Genomic DNA, 2,131 nt, shown 5'->3' with positions numbered 1-2,131 from the left:
TTTGATCCTGCAATAGACCCACCGATTGCAGCAGCAATACCGGCTATTTCATCTTCCATCTGAATAAATTTCCCTTCAACTCTAGGAAGCATTTCAGCAGATTTTTCCATTACTTCAGTAGACGGTGTGATAGGATATCCTGCAAAAAATTTCATTCCAGCAGCGATGGCTCCCTCAACACATGCTTCATTACCTTGCATAAATTTAATTTGACTCATTATCCATTCCTCCTAATACCGATAGCATAATCGGGACATAGTTTTCCACACATATTACATTTTATACATGTGCTGATATTTTTAACATTTACTTTTCCGTCTTTCATATCCAAAACATCCTTTGGACAGAATTCCACACAGATTCCGCACCCCTTACATAAACCTTTTTTTACGGCAAGTACCATTTCTTCCACATTAGCCTCCTTGTTAAATTAATTTTTTTTAATTAGATTCATCAAGTTAAAGAATAATATCAGATATTTTAAAAATTAGTACAATTCTTTAGATGGATGATATAAATATTTAATATTAGTTCATAAAATTTAATCCTCAACAACTTTACTACTATTAGTTTAATACATAAACTTTTATCAGAACATAGTTTACTATTTTGTTGCATTAATCTTTAATTTAGTGCATTATTTCTAAATAAGATGTAGGAAAAAATAGAGGTTTTAAAAATGGCTGGTTTGTGTTGAGTCTGTGCAGTATTAATTTTATAAAATTATAAAAATAGAACTTAATACAACAAAAAAATGGGAAAATCTAGTATAATATATAGTATAGATATAAAGATATGAATTTATAAGAAGTGATAACAGTAAAATAACTGAATTTAAAACTAAAAACCAGAACCCAAAGAAGGGGCAATGATTTAGATATCGGTGGAGATTTTAAAAATGGAGGGGTGAAATGATTAAGCTTTTTATTGTAGATGATGAGAAATATATAAGAAATGAGATAAGGTATTTTTTGGAAAAATATGATGGAATTGAAGTGTGCGGAGAGAGCGGAGACGGTGATGAAGCTCTAGAGATGATAGAAAAATTAGAACCAGACTGTGTATTTATGGATATAAACCTTCAAAATAATAGTGGAGTGCTGATTGCAAGAAAAATATCTGAGAAAAAAAATCATCCTTTAATTGTTTTTGCAACGGCATATGATAACTATGCAGTACAGGGATTTGAGTTGAATGCGGTAGATTATATATTGAAACCATTTTCAGAAGAAAGAATAAAACTGACCATTGAAAGAATTAAGGATAAAATATTAAGTGAAAAACACCATAATGAAGAAAAAGATCAAAATCTGGAAAATGAAAATAATACCTCTCTTGAAAAGCTATGTATTCAAAAAAATAATAAATTAATGTTAATAGATGTAAATAAAATAGTATTTATCAAGTCAGAAAAAAATATTGTTACGGTGCATACTCCTGAATCTGTATATGAATGTAGCTATTCTTTAAAAGATCTGGAGAGCAGACTGAGAGATGACAAGTTTATGAGAATACATAAGAGTACGATAATAAACTTGGATTATATAGATGAAATTATTCCCTGGTTTAATTATACTTATAAAATAGAGGTAAAGGGGATTAAAAACTGCGACATACAAGTCAGCAGAAATTATTTAAAGAAATTTAAAATTTTTTTTGGGATTTGATACAGGGCTTAGCCCTGTATTTTATTTTGTGATAATGTATTTTAATTCTTGAAAATGTATGATAAGTAAAAGATATTTTTATTTTGAAAATAATGTACTAAAATCTTAGCAGATAGAAAAAATATGATCGGAGGGTTTTAAATGAAGATTAAAAGTTCTGTATTAGCTACACTTGTTCTGTTTTTAGTCGTTTTAATGACGGGGTGTTCAGGTGGTAAAGAAGAAACCGGAGAAGGTAAAAAACCTGAAAATGTATTCGTAACAATTGCAACAGGAGGAAGTTCGGGAGCATATTTTGCTTTGGGAGGAGCGATATCAAATCAGCTCAATCAAAAAGTTGAAGGGATTAATTCTTCTGTACAATCAACAGGAGCATCGGCAGTAAACGCTACATTATTGGGAACGGAAAAAGTCGAACTGGCATTTGCTATGAATGACGTAGTAAGCTATGCTTATACCGGAAC

Annotated in this window: 3 protein-coding genes and 1 pseudogene; 2 read left to right on the top strand and 2 right to left on the bottom strand. The window is 30.3% G+C overall.

All coding sequences use genetic code 11. The annotated features are described in order from the left end of the window. Both ABZA26_RS13525 and ABZA26_RS13520 read right to left on the bottom strand, forming a co-directional pair. Positions 1 to 218 (bottom strand): annotated as a pseudogene (locus tag ABZA26_RS13525) (2-oxoacid:acceptor oxidoreductase subunit alpha); the annotation flags it as partial. After that, a complete protein-coding gene (locus tag ABZA26_RS13520) occupies positions 218 to 403 on the bottom strand; it encodes an indolepyruvate ferredoxin oxidoreductase subunit alpha (RefSeq protein ID WP_372715024.1) in 186 nt (61 codons plus the stop codon). The pseudogene ABZA26_RS13525 and the gene ABZA26_RS13520, both read right to left, overlap by 1 nt. 508 nt (positions 404 to 911) lie before the next feature. Between ABZA26_RS13520 and ABZA26_RS13515 the strand changes: the two genes are divergently transcribed. Both ABZA26_RS13515 and ABZA26_RS13510 read left to right on the top strand, forming a co-directional pair. Beyond that, entirely contained in the window at positions 912 to 1,667 is a 756-nt protein-coding gene (locus ABZA26_RS13515) for a LytR/AlgR family response regulator transcription factor (protein ID WP_372715023.1), read from the top strand. Between the two features lie 141 nt (positions 1,668 to 1,808). Beyond that, positions 1,809 to 2,131 (top strand): TAXI family TRAP transporter solute-binding subunit (locus ABZA26_RS13510; protein ID WP_372715022.1); only part of this gene is annotated, 323 nt, incomplete at its 3' end.

This window comes from Ilyobacter sp., from assembly GCF_041583315.1.
Taxonomy (GTDB): Bacteria; Fusobacteriota; Fusobacteriia; order Fusobacteriales; family Fusobacteriaceae; genus Ilyobacter.
Note: the sequence above shows the minus strand (reverse complement) of the source record. Positions and strands in the feature narration are given on the sequence as shown.

What these genes read in the sequence shown, in the direction of transcription:
- ABZA26_RS13520 (WP_372715024.1), bottom strand. Translation starts at nt 403, where the DNA reads ATGGTACTTGCCGTAAAAAAAGGTTTATGTAAGGGGTGCGGAATCTGT.
- ABZA26_RS13515 (WP_372715023.1), top strand. Translation starts at nt 912, where the DNA reads ATGATTAAGCTTTTTATTGTAGATGATGAGAAATATATAAGAAATGAG.